The following is a 13,224-nucleotide window of genomic DNA, read 5'->3' as shown; positions in this document are numbered from 1 at the left end:
GGCCGGTCGACAAGCGATTGCTGCGGAGTGCAGCGAGAGATGCTGATCGGCGATTGGCGGTGACGGCGCGCGTGGCGTTGATCGGCGCCAACGGGCACGGGCGCTGGCATCGGCGGCGCATTGCCGAGCTGCGGGCGGCCGGAATCGCGGAGTTGGTGGCGCTCGCGGACGTCCAGCCGATCGATCCCGCACCGGACGTGCCATCGTTCATCGATTATCGAGAGCTGCTGAAGTCGGTCCGCCCCGATGTCGTGGTGATCTGCACGCCACCGCACACCCACCTGCCGATCGCGCTCGACGCGCTGGCCGCCGGCTGCGACCTGCTGCTCGAAAAACCGCCGGTCACCTCGCTCGCCGCGCACCACACCCTCGCCGCCGCGGTAGCCTCCGCCGGCCGGGCCTGCCAGGTCGGCTTCCAGGCCCTCGGCTCGCTCGCCTGGTCCCGCTTCCACGCCTATCTGACCTCCTCGTCTTCGATCACCGGCCTGTCCGCGGTGGCCTCGTGGAAGCGCGACGACGCGTATTACGCCCGGTCCTCCTGGGCGGGGCGCCGCCACCTTGGCGGGCGGCCGGTGGTCGACGGCGCGCTGGTCAACCCGCTCGCCCACGCGGTCATGCAGGCCCTTTCCGCGGGCCGGGCCGCCGGCGCCGGGCGGCCCCGGCAGCTCGAGGTCGAGCGCTACCGGGTGCGACCGATCGAGGTGGAGGACACCGCGTTCGCCCGCATCACGTTCGACAGCGGCCTCCCCCTGCTCATCGCGGTGACGCTCGCCGGCGAGGACTTCATCGCGGGCGAGATCGAGGCACGCGGAACAGCCGGCCGGGCCGTGCTCGAATATCCGACCGATCGGCTCGCCCTGCCCGGCGATGCACGAACCGAACCCGACGAGGACCGGCCCGAACCGGCGCTGGTCGAGGGCCGCACCGACCTGTTGACGAACCTGCTCGCGCGCCGCGCCGACGGCACGCCGTTGCTGGTGCCGCTCGACGCGACCGAGGACTTCACGGTCGTACTGGAGGCTCTGACTCTGCCGGACGCTCCGACGCCACACCTTGTTCAATCGATTATCGACGGGCCGCATCGCACGATCCCGGGGATCAACGCGTTGCTGCGCCGGGCGGCGGCCACGCTGAAGCTGCCGTCGGAGCTGGGTGTGCCGTGGGCTCAGACACCGGACAAACGGCGACTACCGGCAAACTGACAATTCGTCCTGCGGCGTCGACCAACAGCGTCGTGTCCGCCGCCCGCCTGGGAAGCACCCCGCCGCAGAAAGCGGATATCCGCACCCCGCTCTAAACCGGAACGGGAACGGCGCCGTTGCGCGGGGTCCGCTCGATCCAGGCGACGATCGGCCCGGCGACCACGGCGGCGACCACGAAGATGCTCGCGATCAGCCACCACCCCCAGCCGCCCGTGTGGATGGCAAAGAACGTCAGCGCGGCCGGCCCGACCATCCGGCCCACGCCGCCGACCGACTTGCTCGCTCCCATGTAGGCGCCGCGCTGGTCAGCCGGCGGAACCTCGGTCTGCAGGTACCACTGAGCCCCGGACATCCACAGCTCGGTCGCCGTCAGCAGCACGATCGTCAACGCCAGCAGCCCGATCGTGACCCATCCGTGCGTCGACCCGCTCAACGCCACCACGGGGCACGCCACGACGCTGGCCAGGGCCGCCCACCGCAGCAGCCGCACCGACCCGGCCAGGCTGTCCGCCCCGCGGGTGGCCCGCACCTGCAAAGCCACCGCCATCACCGTGTTGATCGCGAACAGCACCCCCAGCAGCGGTTTCGGCGCGTCGGTCATGGTGATCGCCCACAGCGGCACCACCTCGCCGAAGAGCGTGCCGTGCAGCCACAGCACCCCGAAAAGCCCGGCCAGGGCCGTGTACGGGTGGTCGCGCAGCACACCCCACGGACTGGGTCGCGGTCCCGGCGCGGCGACGGCGGCGACGGCGGGCATCCGCGCGACGAAGAACGCGTTGAACAGCAGCCCGGCCGCGTTGGCCAGCACCAGCACCAGCAGGCCGGTCCGCGAGTTCAGGGCCAGGGCCGCCGCCCCCAGCCCCGACCCGATCGTGAAGCCGACGTTCAGGTAGGCCCGCACGAACGCCATCGTGCGCACCCGGTCCTCCTTGGCTACCGCGGCCGCCGTGTAGACCATGCGTCCGGAGTTGGCCAGTGTGTCGGCGGCCGCCTCGACGACCATCAGCACGATGAACGACCAGAACCCGCCGGCCAGCGGATAGGTCGCGAAGGCCGCCGCTCCGCCCAGCGCCCCGAGCACCCAGGCCCGCCGTCCGCCGATCCGGTCGGCCAGGTGACCGAGCGGCAGGGAGCCGACCAGGCCGACGAGCCCGGCGACCGAGAACCCGATGCCGACCTGCAGCGGCGTCAGTCCGACGTAGAGCGTGAAGAACACGACGCTGCCGGTGAGGTAGGTTCCGCCGCCGATGCCGAGCAGCGCGGACTGGGTTGCCAGCCGTCGCGCCAGCCCGACCGGGGGCAGGATCGGAGAGAGCCGCATGGGGTCGCATCGCATCATGATCAACGAATGCGATGCAACCCCGTTCAGCGCGGTCAGTCGGCTAGGGTCTCCAGTTGTTGCAGCTCACCGCCCCTGCGAACGAAAGTTCGAAGCGCGACCAATTCATCGTCGTCGAAGCCCAGCACGCGCACCTCGCGGGCGCGGGCGCCGCCGGCCACCTCGATCGGGCCCGGGTTGCCGCCCAGATCGGCGCTGAGGCGTGGACGGCCGTCCACTTCGATGTCGGCGCGGTCGACGCCGAGCACGCCGAAGCTCGCGGTCAGCGCTTCGCCGGCCTCCGACAGCGTGACGTCGAAGCGGCGTTGTGGGGCCTTGTCGAGCAGGCCGGCCGCCGCGGTCATCAGGTCGGCGTCGTCCTGCAGGATGTCGCGGCGCGTGGTGTGGTGGCGCTGGTCGGGCACGACGCCGTAGTCCTCCAGCGGCGTGCCCGCGTTCGCCCCGACCCGCAGCACCCGGCGGATCACCAGCGACAGGCCCGCGCCCAGCGGCAGCGACTTGAACGGCACGTCGGCCTGGCCGGAGAGCGCCCCGATCAGGTCGGTGATCTGCCAGACGTTGCCGCCGCCCGCACCGGTGTTGTTGTCGGTGCCCAGCACCGGGCCGATGCGGTTGTCCTGGAAGCCGGCCGCGAAGATGTCGGTGGCCGAGTAGCAGCGGGCGTCGGTGAGCAGCACGACCGGCCCGAAGTAGCTCTGCGGGATCGCCGCGAACCATTCCTTCTCGGTGAACGGGATGCCGGCCGTGTAGACCGCGCCGCTCTCGAGCGACTGCTCCATCGACTTGAGCCAGGGCTGCAGGTTGTCGTTCGTGCGGCACAGGCGCAGGTTGAGCGCGGTCGCCGAGAACTGGGCCGGTTCGGGTTCGACCCGGCGGGCGGTGAGCGCCTGCAGGCACAGCTCCGAGGCGACGACCGCGCCGCCGCCGTTGCCGCGCACGTCGAGCACGAGCCCGTCGGGCGGCAGCACGCTCAGCAGCCGGGCGAACTCACGCACGAATCCGACCACCCCGCTCGCGGTCGGCATGAACGTGCGGATGCGCAGGTGCCCGACGACGCGGCCGCCGACGCTGACCCGGCGGGCCTCGAAGACCGTCGCCAGCTCGGCGGTGACCGCGACACTGTCGGGCCCGGCGGCGGCCACCCGGCCGGTCCGCGCGGTGGCCGCGACCGCCTTGGGCGCGAACAGTTCGGCCCGCAGCTGGGCGAGCTGGGCGCCCTCGACGTCGACCCCGATCGGGGTGTCGGCCGGTTCGGCCGCGACGGCGGTGACGATCGGCGTGGCCGTCCACACCAGGCGCACCTCGCGGGCCTGCTCCTGGCCGTCCAGGAAGCCGAGGGTGATCCATTCCTCGTCCGGCGGAGCCGCGAACGCGAGGGATCGTACGGTGAACATCTGCAGTGCCCGGGCGTGCCGCGCGTCGGGGTTGGCGCCGGGCATGCGCTCGGCGAACCGCTCGATCGCGCGCTCGATCGGCACACCGTTCCAGTGGGTCACCTCGACGCCGAAGCGGAAGCCCTCGGCGTCCAGCTCCGGCTGGTTGTCCTGGCGGCGGCTGACCAGGTAGCGCCGGCGGCCGTCCTCGGTGAACTCCTTGAGCAGGAACGGCAGCGACACGCCGACGCCGTTGAACGGCCGCGGCAGCGTGTAGCGCGTGTGCAGGTCGCGCAGCGAGTTGAAGACGTCGAGCAGTTCGCGGTGCATGACCCACTCGAGCTCGGGGTCGCCGTCGCGGCCGAGTCGCTGGGCCAGCAACCGCAGGCGCTGCAACGGGTTGATGCCGTAGCGGGCCACCTTGAACGGCAGCAGCGCGTAGTTCTGCTCGAGCAGAAGCAGCGCCTGCTCGACGATCAGCCGGCGCTGCGCGGGCGTGAGCCGGCCGACCTCCGTGGTCCCGAGAAAATCGGTGAGCGACACCGGTTGAGTCATGAACCTGAGCGTAGGGCCGTGAGCAGGCGATCGTTCCTGTCTGATCAAGGACCCATCGAACGGGTTGCCCGGCCCTGCGAAGATCCACGAAATGGTCGTCGTCGCCGCGGTTCTGATCACCGCCCTGTTGATCGTCCCCTGTGGCAGTCTCGTGGCAACGGTCCTGCCGTGGCTGGGGCTCGGCATCCCGCTGCTGGCCGCGCTGTCCTGGCGCCGATGGACCGCGTTGTCCCTGCTCCTGCCGCTGGTCACCTGGCTCGTCCTGTTCGGCCCGGCGCTGCTGCCCGGCGACGGCCGTGACGACCTGATCGCCGTCCAGCACAACGCCAGCGACGAGAACCCCGACATCCCCGGCACCGTCCGCGAGCTTCTGCGCGTGTCACCCGATCTGGTGGCGCTCTGCGAGGTCCTCCCCGAGACCCTTCCCGCGTACGACACCGCGTTCGGACCCGGATATCCCCATCGAGCCCGGCACGGCACCGTGGCGTTGTGGTCGCGCTACCCGCTGGCCGACGACCGCCCCGTCGACATCCGGCCGCGCGAGTTCGGCGCCGACTGGAACCGAGGGCTGCGCGCCGTGGCCCGCTCGCCGCACGGTGACATCGCGGTTTACGTCGCGCACCTGCCCTCCGTACGCCTGGGTCTGACCGGTCTGGGAACTGACCCGCGCAACGAGAGCGCGACCCGGCTCGGCGCCGCGCTGGACGCCGAACCGCTCGACCGGGTGCTGCTGCTCGGCGACCTCAACGGCACGGTCGAAGACCGTGGCCTGCGCCCGATCACACAACGGCTGAGCACGGCCGACGCGTTCGCTTTCAGCTGGCCGGCCCGCGCCCCGGTGGCCCGCATCGACCAGATCCTGGCCCACGGCATGACCGTCACGTCGCTGTGGTCGCTGCCCCGCACCGGCAGTGACCACCTGCCGGTCGCCGCCCGGATATCCCGGTCCGGCTGAGCGCCGGGAAAGCGCGGCCGAAGTCCTCACGTCCGGTCGTCGCCGGCCGAAGACGCAGGGGTCGAGATTTTCCCCCAGGCATGAAGGACGCAGACGTCGATCATGATTGAGACAACCGGTTCGGAAGCAGTCTCCGGGAGCGCACGCGAAGCCGCGAGGAAGCTGCCGGACGTCGACAGCCCCGTCCATCTGCTCGTGGCGGGCGAGAGCCGGCCGTCCCGGGTGGTGTCCGCCGGCGACGGCACGGTCACGGTGACCGCGCCCGCCGACGGCCCCGTCCCCGCGGCTGGTGAGGATATCGACGTCTACTGGGCGGTGCCCGGCAGCCGGATCGTGCTGCCCTGCCGCCTGACCGAGATCTCCGGCGAGACGCCCGGGCGGTGGACGCTCACGCCCACGGCGGCCGCCCGTCACGACGATCGCCGCAGGTCCGCCCGGGGCGGGGCGCTCACCACGGTCGATCTGCACGCGGAGCGGGACGGCGCGACGGCCAAGGCAGCCCTCATCGACATCAGCGAGGGCGGCCTGCGCTGCTGGATCGACGACGGGTCGCTGCCGGTGACGGCCGGGGACCCGGTCCGGATCGGCGTCCGGCTGGGCACCGGCGAGGCCCGGTTGAACGCCCTGGTCCACTCGGTCCGCGAGCTTCCCCGGTCCTACTCGGGGCAGCACATCGTCCTCACCTTCGAGGCCGAGCACGAGACCGCGACGCTGATCCAGCGGTACGTCATCGCCGGGGAGACCGGCGAGCGGCGTCAGGCGACGACGTCCTGAACGAGCACCCGCACATGCCGCGAAAGGGTGTCGCCGGGTGGGATGACCAGCGGCTTCTCGTAGGCCAGGGCGGCGCACACGCCGATGTACTCGTCGGTGCGCACGAACCAGCGGTCGTCGCCGGCCAGGCCCCGGAACGTCAGGGTGTAGCTGTCGTCGACGGTCAACGCGAGTGACGGGTCGGCGCTTCCCAGCGCGGCACTCGTCACCGCACGGCCGGGCGGGCAGCGCCAGAAGAAACCGCCATAACCCGCTCCCCCCGTACGCCCATTGGTCGCCGGGCTGCCCAGCACGACCTCGGAGTCCCCGGCCGTCAACGCGTATCGGAACGACAGCTCCCATCCCCCGCCGGCCGGGGCCGCGCTCAGCCGCCGCCGTTCGGTCAGGACTGTGTTCTCCTCGCCGTCGCGCCAGAGCAGCGTCTCCGGGCCCACGTGGCGGATCGTGCCGTGGTCCTCGAGCCACGTGTAGCCGCGATCGCGCACGTAGGTGCGGCCGCCCCAGAAGTTCCACCCGTTGACGTCGGCCAGCGTGACCGAGGCCCCGAGGTGCCACGGGTGGTCGAAGCAGAGTTCGTCCGTCACGACCGTGCCGGCGAGGGTTCGTACGGGATGAAGGTAGGGCCGGGGAGCCAGGCGCACATCCAACGGCGGGTCGACCACGTAGGTCGCGACCTCGACGCCGCCTACCGTCAACGACGTCACGAGACCGCGGCCTCGTAGCCGGACAGCGCCTCGGCCAGCACCTCGGCGCCCGGCCGCGACCACACCTCCTCGTGGAACACCTCGACCTCGACGTGACCGTCGTAGCCGGCTTCCCGCACGGCCCGCGCGAATCGGCGCATGTCGACCGAGCCGGTCCCCGGCAACCCCCGGCCCAGCAACACGCCGGAGGGGAGCGGGGTGATCCAGTCGGCCAGCTGGAACGACGCGATGCGGCCCTCCCGCCCGGCCCGCGCGATCCCGTCCCACACCGTGTCGTCCCACCACAGGTGATACGTGTCGATCACGACGCCGACGGCCGACGCCGGATAGGGCGCCGCGATGTCCAGCGCCTGCCCCAGCGTGGCCACGACGCAGCGATCCGAGCAGAACATCGGATGCAACGGCTCGATGGCCAGCCGTACGCCCGCCGCCTGCGCGTCGGGCACGAGAGCGCCGATCGCGTCGCCGACGTGACGCCGGGCGCCGTCGAGGTCGCGGCTCTTCCCGGGCAGCCCCCCGCTGACCAGCACGAGCGTGTCGGTGCCGAGCGCGGCCGCCTGCTCGATCGCCCGGCGGTTCTCGTCGTACCAGTCGGCCTCGTGGAAAAAGCCACCCCGGCACAACGACGAGACCGTCAACCCCGCATCCCGTACGAGGGAACCCGCCTTCTCGGTGCCGTAGTCGGTCACCTCCTCGCGCCACAGCCCCACGGCCGTCACCCCGGCGTCGACGCAGCCGGCCACCAGGTCGTCGAGCGGCCAGTGCTTGGTCGTGGCCTGGTTGAGCGAGAAGCCCCTCATCGGTCCATCCCCACCGTCGTCAGCCACGCGTTCGCGCGGTGCTCGGCCAGGGAGGCGTCCGGCAGCAGCCCTGCCTCGTCGGCCAGCCGCATGAGGGTCAGCAGGTGGCGTGGCGAACGGCCCGACTGCGCGCCGTTGACCATCGTGAAGTGGTCCTGATGCCCGGCGAGCCAGTTCAGGAACACGATGCCGGTCTTGTAGTGGTAGGTCGGCGCCGCGAACAGGTGCCGAGCCAGCGGCAGCGTCGGGCCGAGAATCCTTTCGTACGACACCACGTCGCCCTCGTCGAGCGCCCGCAACGCCGCCGCGGCCGGCGGCGCGATGACGGCCAGCACCCCGAGCAGAGCGTCCGAGTGTCCCTGCTCGTCACCGAGTATCAACGACGGATAGTTGAAATCGTCCCCGGTATACATCCGTACGCCGGCAGGCAGCCGGCGGCGCAGCTCGACCTCGTAGTCGGCGTCGAGCAACGACAGCTTGATGCCGTCGACCCGCTCCCGGTGCGCAGCGATGATCTCGAGGACGGCCTCGCGGTTCCCCCAGTAGCCCGCGAGCGCCGGATCGAACGCCTCGCCGAGCCAGTGCAGCAAGACCGGTTTGTCGGACTGCGACAGCAACTCGCCGTAGACGCGCTTGTAGTCGTCGGCGTCGCGGGCCGCCGCGGCCAGGTGACGGCTGCACATCAGCACCGGGGTCGCGCCGGCATCACGGACGTCGGAAAGCTGTTCCACGTACGCCTTGGTGATCTCGTCGATCGTCGCCGGGCCCGGCGGCAGCTGGTCAGTGCCGACGCCCGCGACGATCGCGCCGCCGACCGCTCGCGCCTCGGTCGCGCTGCGCCGGATCAGCTCGCGGGTGGCCGGATAGTCGAGGCCCGCGCCGCGCTGCGCGGTGTCCATCGCCTCGGCGACCCCGAAGCCGTGCGACCACAGGTGATGCCGGAAGCGCAACGTCGTGTCCCAGTCGAGCGCGGCCGGGGCGCCCGGGATGTTCTCGGCCTCCGCGTCGGCCGTGACAGGCGCGGCGGCGTACGCGATGCGGCTCTGGAACGGTTTCCCCCCGGCCACGAATTGCGCGCCGTTGCCGCTGAAGTTCATCGCTCCAGCTCCGGGAGCTCCAGGCGGCGCCCCTCCTGCGACGACCGCAAACCGAGCTCGGCCACCTGCACACCGCGGGCGCCGGCCCACAGGTCGCCGGTGTAGGGGCCGTCCTCGGCGACGTAGCGCAGGAACTGCTCCCACTGGGCGCGGAAGCCGTTGACGAAGACCTCGTTGTCGGGCACCTCCTGCCACTGCTCGCGGAAGCGCTGCGCGGTCGGCACGTCGGGATCCCAGACCGGCTTCGGGGTGGCGGCGCGCGGCTGGATGCGGCAGTGGTGCAGACCGGCGACCGCGCTGCCGTGCGTGCCGTCGACCTGGAACTCGACCAGCTCGTCACGATTCACCCGCACGGCCCAGCTCGAGTTGATCTGCGCGATGATGCCGCCGTCGATCTCGAACCATCCGTACGTGGCGTCGTCGGCGGTCGCGTCGTAGGGCTCGCCGTCCTCGTCCCAGCGGCGGTCGATGTGGGTGACGCTGCGCGCGGTCACCGAACGCACCGGGCCGAAGATCTGCTCGAGCACGTAGTGCCAGTGCGGGAACATGTCGAGCGTGATGCCACCGCCGTCGGCCGCGCGATAGTTCCACGACGGACGCTGCGCCCCCTGCCAGTCCCCCTCGAAAACCCAGTAACCGAATTCCCCGCGTACGGACAACACGCGCCCGAAGAATCCGCCACGCACCAACCGGTGGAGTTTCTGCAGGCCGGGCAGGAACAGTTTGTCCTGGACGACACCGTGCTTGACGCCGGCCGCGTCCGCCTCCCGCGCGAGCTCGACCGCCTCGGTGAGGCTCTCGGCGACCGGCTTCTCGGTGTAGATGTGCTTGCCGGCCTCGATGGCGGCCCGCAACGCCTTGACCCGGGCCGAGGTGACCTGGGCGTCGAAGTAGACCTGCACGTCGGGGCGGGCGAGCGCGGCGGTGAGGTCGGTGGTCCAGTCGGTGAGGCCGTGGCGCTCGGCGAGGGCGCGCAGCTTGCTCTCGCTGCGGCCGACCAGCACCGGCTCGGGCCACAGGACGGTGCCGTCGCGCAGGGGAAGGCCGCCGTCCTCGCGGATGGCGAGGATCGAGCGGATCAGATGCTGGCGCAGGCCCATCCGGCCGGTGACACCGTTGAGGATGATGCCGAGAGGTTTTCTGTCCAGATCCATGCCGGGGGTGCCTCCGGATTCGCCTTAGGTAAGCGCTTTCCTGATACCGTACGGGGCATGCCGCCGGACGGGCAAGACCGTCGGCGGTATCCTCCTTTCCTACGTTTGAAAGTGCGGGGGTGGGCGTGGCTACCTTGGCCGACGTGGCGCGCCGCGCCGGGGTGTCCACGGCGACCGCCTCGCGCATCATCAACGGCAGCCCGAAACCGGTCACCGAAGAGCTGCGCACCCGGGTGCTGGCCGCGGTCGCCGAACTGCGCTACGTGCCGAACGCGCACGCCCAGATGCTGGCCCGCAACAACCGCAACGCCGTCGGCGTGCTGGTCCACGACGTCTCCGACCCCTACTTCGCCGAGATCACCCGCGGCCTGCAACGCGTCGCGACCGCCCACGGCCGGCTGGTCATCATCTGCAACACGTTCCGCGAGCCGGCACGCGAACTCGAATACATCGACCTGCTGCACGCCCACCAGGTCGCCGCGATCGTCGTCGCCGGCTCCGGCTACCTGTCCTCCGACGCCGAAACCGAACTGCACGACCGCATGCTCGCCTTCGAAGCCACCGGCGGCCGCATCGCGGTGATCGGCCGCCACCACCACAGCTCCGACGCCGTGGTGCCGGCCAACGAGGAGGGCGGCTACCTGGCCGGCGCCCACCTGTTCGAGCTCGGCCACACGGCGGTCGCGGTGATCGCCGGCCCCGCCGCCCTGACCACCACCGCCGACCGCCTGGCCGGCCTGCAACGGGCCGCCACCGCCTTCGGCCGCACACTCCACATAGTTCACTCCGACTTCACCCGGGACGGCGGCGCCACCGCGGCGGCCGATTTGCTGGCCGTCGACCCGGGGCTGACCGCGATCGCCGCCCTGAACGACTCCATGGCCGTGGGCGCCCTGGCCGCCATGCGAGCCGCCGGGCGCCGGCTGAGCATCATCGGCTTCGACGACATGCCCATCGCCCGCGACGTGACCCCCGCCCTGACATCCGTGCGGCTGCCGTTGACCGAGCTGGGCGAGCGCGCGATGGAACTGGCCCTGAACCCGCCTCCGCCCAACGCACCCCCACGCACCGAACACATCCCCGCCGAACTGGTGATCCGCGACAGCACGTGGCCCCTGAAGCCCGCCACCTGACAAGACCCGCGGCGCGGCTCGCTCCCCGCATTCAACACCGGAACGGCCCCGGTTCCCCGCGGAACGACATGGGGACCGCCGCCGTCTGGAGAGACTTCGGGGTCGATAGCTGTCCGCGCATACTCGGCACAGGCATCCGGCCCGAACGACCGGTCACCGGGTCGCGCAACCTTCCCGGGCGGCCTGGAGGCGGACAAACCCAGCAACAGCCACACGAAACGGCCGCCGGCCCGCGAACGCTTCGGCGCCGGAGCTCAACGGCGAAAGCTCCACGGCGAGACCCTCTCTGGCGCCGGCCTCATATGATCAGCGGCGTGTTGGGGGTTCATTTCGCTGTCACGGCCGATCAGGAGCGCTCGCTCCTCGCGGCCGAGGACGACAACGACGACGTCGGCATGCTCCTCGAGGAGCTCGAGGAGAGCTGGAGTGACGACCGGTTGAAGGTCGACACTGACAAAGCGTGGGACGCCATCCACCGCTGCCTGACCGACGGAACCCTCGACCCTGATGCCGGCGAGTTCCCGCTGTCCCTCGCCGTGCTCGGCGGCCGGCACCTGCACGACGACTACTACGTCGTCCACATCACGGCAGCCGAGGTCGTCGAGGTGTCGAACGCCCTGCGGCCGATCACCCAGGGCTGGCTCCGCGAACGCTTCGACGCCATTGCGGACCCCGACTACGACGGCGCTCTCGACGACGAGGACTTCGGCTACACCTGGACGAACTTCGTCGACGTTCGCGTCTTTTTCGAGGAGGCCGTGGCCGCCGGGCGCGCCGTGATCTTCACCGCCACCTGAGCGTGAGCGGGTGTCACCACCTGCTCCACGGTCGAGACCTACTACGGCGAGGAAACGACGTGCCCACGATTGACCTCGACTTTCACGACCGGGACGGGCCGAGCCGGATTCGCCCGCGGATTTCTCGTCTTCCGCTGGTGTTCGCGGTCGGGGTGCTTGTCCTGAGCGTTCCGGGGGAGCCCGCCGGCCCGCGGGCGTTCTGTGAACCCCACGCCGTTGCCCAGGCCGGTACGAGCCCCTACAGCCGGCAGGCGGTCGTCGTGGACGTTGATTCGGGCGCGATTCTGCGGACGGTCGACTGCCGCCCGCGCTGAACCAGCCGCCGGCCACGGGCTGACGGGTCGTCCACAGCCGAGAAGGGCGGTGCTCGTGTGGAGAGAGTCGCTTGTTGTGGCTGTGGGGCCGGGCCCGCCCGGATGGCGGCGTGCGGAGGGTGACCACCCACTGAGCGGGACTGCTGGGCAGCACACGTTGGAGAATCCCGTATTTATGCGATTTTCGGGGGTTGTGTAAATTATTCGTTCTGTACTCGCCGGGGGACGGCAGGCGGCACGCTGGGATCATGCACATCGGGGTGATCGGGGCAGGAGAGCTCGGCGCGACGCTCGCCGAGTGGTGTGCGGAAAGCGGCCATGACGTGGCGGTCGCCTCGCGGCATCCGGAGCGGCTGGGGAATGTGGTCGATCATCTCGGTGGGCACGGGGCGGCGATGCCGGTGCCCGAGGCGGTGACGTTCGCCGATGTGGTGCTGTTCGCGCCCAACTGGGAGACGGCGCCGGAGGCGATCGAGCTGGCCGGGACGACGCTCGACGGGAAAATCGTGATCGATGCGACGAATCCGACCGGGACCGATCTGATGGGGGCGCCGAGCGGCTTCGAGATGCTGCTGCGGATGGCGCCGCGGGCGCACTGGGCCAAGGCGCTGAACACACTCTCGACCGACGTGCTGCAGCGGCGGCGCGGGCATGATCCGTTGCTGGCCGAGTTCGTCTGCACCGATCTCAGCGACGCGCGGCGGGCGGCGTCGATGGTGATCCGGGACATGGGGTTCGCTCCGTACTACGCCGGCGGCGTCGAGGCGGCCTGGCTGACCGAGACCGGCGGGCCGCTGCAGCAGACCGAGGTCGACGTCTTCCACGCCAAGGACGCGCTGGCCGAGGCGTTGATGACGACCCCGCACGGTGATCTGCGGGGTCGATGACTCACCCTTTACGTGACTAGACCTGGACTTCGCACATGGTGTTGGACTGCCGTTATAGCCAGCGGGGTCGGGTGGGGTCGACTTTGAGGTGGGTGAGGAGTTGGGCTTGGAGCCATCCGGGGGTGGGGATTTTGGGTGGT

13 protein-coding genes are annotated in these 13,224 nt (G+C 70.9%); 7 read left to right on the top strand and 6 right to left on the bottom strand.

Annotated elements, in window-relative coordinates; translation table 11 throughout:
- Window positions 1-59: 59 nt before the first annotated feature.
- Window positions 60-1,202, top strand: coding sequence for a Gfo/Idh/MocA family protein (locus tag EER30_RS41520; RefSeq protein WP_127507478.1), 1,143 nt, complete (start codon window positions 60-62; stop codon window positions 1,200-1,202).
- A gap of 91 nt (window positions 1,203-1,293) precedes the next feature.
- Here EER30_RS41520 and EER30_RS41515 read toward each other — a convergent pair whose 3' ends face one another.
- Window positions 1,294-2,523 carry an MFS transporter gene (locus EER30_RS41515; RefSeq protein ID WP_164842684.1) on the bottom strand — a complete coding sequence of 410 codons (1,230 nt, stop codon included), beginning with the start codon at window positions 2,521-2,523 and terminating at the stop codon, window positions 1,294-1,296.
- Window positions 2,524-2,576: 53 nt separating this feature from the next.
- Window positions 2,577-4,469 carry a S41 family peptidase gene (locus EER30_RS41510; RefSeq protein ID WP_164842683.1) on the bottom strand — a complete coding sequence of 631 codons (1,893 nt, stop codon included), beginning with the start codon at window positions 4,467-4,469 and terminating at the stop codon, window positions 2,577-2,579.
- Window positions 4,470-4,560: 91 nt separating this feature from the next.
- Between EER30_RS41510 and EER30_RS41505 the strand changes: the two genes are divergently transcribed.
- Together EER30_RS41505 and EER30_RS41500 are read left to right on the top strand one after the other, a co-directional pair.
- On the top strand, window positions 4,561-5,424 hold the full coding sequence (locus EER30_RS41505) for an endonuclease/exonuclease/phosphatase family protein (RefSeq protein ID WP_127507472.1): 864 nt from the start codon (window positions 4,561-4,563) through the stop codon (window positions 5,422-5,424).
- A 102-nt stretch (window positions 5,425-5,526) separates the two neighbouring features.
- On the top strand, window positions 5,527-6,198 hold the full coding sequence (locus EER30_RS41500) for a PilZ domain-containing protein (RefSeq protein ID WP_127507470.1): 672 nt from the start codon (window positions 5,527-5,529) through the stop codon (window positions 6,196-6,198).
- Here the strand turns inward: EER30_RS41500 and EER30_RS41495 are convergent.
- From EER30_RS41495 to EER30_RS41480, 4 genes are read right to left on the bottom strand one after another with little or no spacing between them, the layout of a single operon-like run.
- Window positions 6,180-6,902, bottom strand: a complete 723-nt coding sequence (locus EER30_RS41495; RefSeq protein WP_127507468.1) for a DUF6807 domain-containing protein — start codon at window positions 6,900-6,902, stop codon at window positions 6,180-6,182. The two genes, EER30_RS41500 and EER30_RS41495, sit on opposite strands and share 19 nt — an antisense overlap.
- Window positions 6,899-7,702, bottom strand: coding sequence for a sugar phosphate isomerase/epimerase family protein (locus EER30_RS41490; protein WP_127507466.1), 804 nt, complete (start codon window positions 7,700-7,702; stop codon window positions 6,899-6,901). The genes EER30_RS41495 and EER30_RS41490 overlap by 4 nt, the downstream gene beginning before the upstream one ends.
- On the bottom strand, window positions 7,699-8,799 hold the full coding sequence (locus tag EER30_RS41485) for a DUF993 family protein (RefSeq protein WP_127507464.1): 1,101 nt from the start codon (window positions 8,797-8,799) through the stop codon (window positions 7,699-7,701). Before EER30_RS41485 ends, EER30_RS41490 begins: the two co-directional genes overlap by 4 nt.
- On the bottom strand, window positions 8,796-9,953 hold the full coding sequence (locus EER30_RS41480; RefSeq protein WP_432417596.1) for a Gfo/Idh/MocA family protein: 1,158 nt from the start codon (window positions 9,951-9,953) through the stop codon (window positions 8,796-8,798). The genes EER30_RS41485 and EER30_RS41480 overlap by 4 nt, the downstream gene beginning before the upstream one ends.
- A 125-nt stretch (window positions 9,954-10,078) precedes the next feature.
- On the opposite strand from EER30_RS41480, the gene EER30_RS41475 reads away from it, so the two are divergent.
- The 4 genes from EER30_RS41475 to EER30_RS41460 all read left to right on the top strand — a co-directional run bounded on the left by EER30_RS41475 (window position 10,079) and on the right by EER30_RS41460 (window position 13,084).
- On the top strand, window positions 10,079-11,086 hold the full coding sequence (locus EER30_RS41475; protein WP_127507462.1) for a LacI family DNA-binding transcriptional regulator: 1,008 nt from the start codon (window positions 10,079-10,081) through the stop codon (window positions 11,084-11,086).
- Between the two features lie 314 nt (window positions 11,087-11,400).
- Window positions 11,401-11,883, top strand: coding sequence for a YfbM family protein (locus EER30_RS41470; protein WP_164842682.1), 483 nt, complete (start codon window positions 11,401-11,403; stop codon window positions 11,881-11,883).
- A 59-nt stretch (window positions 11,884-11,942) separates the two neighbouring features.
- Window positions 11,943-12,197 (top strand): hypothetical protein, encoded by a 255-nt coding sequence (locus EER30_RS41465; protein WP_127507459.1) that lies wholly within the window; start codon window positions 11,943-11,945, stop codon window positions 12,195-12,197.
- A gap of 248 nt (window positions 12,198-12,445) precedes the next feature.
- Window positions 12,446-13,084, top strand: a complete 639-nt coding sequence (locus EER30_RS41460; protein WP_127507457.1) for an NADPH-dependent F420 reductase — start codon at window positions 12,446-12,448, stop codon at window positions 13,082-13,084.
- Window positions 13,085-13,224: the final 140 nt, after the last annotated feature.

The organism is Actinoplanes solisilvae, from assembly GCF_003999975.1.
GTDB lineage: Bacteria > Actinomycetota > Actinomycetes > Mycobacteriales > Micromonosporaceae > Actinoplanes > Actinoplanes solisilvae.
Note: the sequence above shows the minus strand (reverse complement) of the source record. Positions and strands in the feature narration are given on the sequence as shown.